Here is a 255-nt window from a genome sequence, read left to right as displayed (position 1 = left end):
CGAGTGCCAATGCCCTGGGCAGCCTGACCATCGATGCGGCTGGCAAGTGGAATTATGAGGTCGCCAACGACAAGGTGCAGTACCTGGGCGCGGGCGAGACCAAGGTCGAGACCTTCGTGGTTGAGAGTCTGGATGGCACCAGCCACACCGTGACCATCACCATCACCGGCGTCAATGACGGTGCCGAGATCAAGGGTGATGACAGCGGTGCGGTGACCGAAGATCTGAACGTGGTCAGCGGTAACCTGACCGAAA

Annotated in this window: 1 protein-coding gene; it reads left to right on the top strand. The window is 60.0% G+C overall.

What is annotated here, in order from left to right; genetic code table 11:
• A partial coding sequence (locus tag KW821_RS21540; protein ID WP_218292877.1) for a VCBS domain-containing protein occupies nucleotides 1-255 on the top strand: 255 nt, incomplete at both ends.

The organism is Aeromonas sp. sif2416 (assembly GCF_019218665.1).
Classification (GTDB): domain Bacteria; phylum Pseudomonadota; class Gammaproteobacteria; order Enterobacterales; family Aeromonadaceae; genus Aeromonas; species Aeromonas encheleia.
The sequence above is the reverse complement of the archived record's forward strand: the minus strand, read 5'-3'. Positions and strand labels throughout refer to the sequence as shown.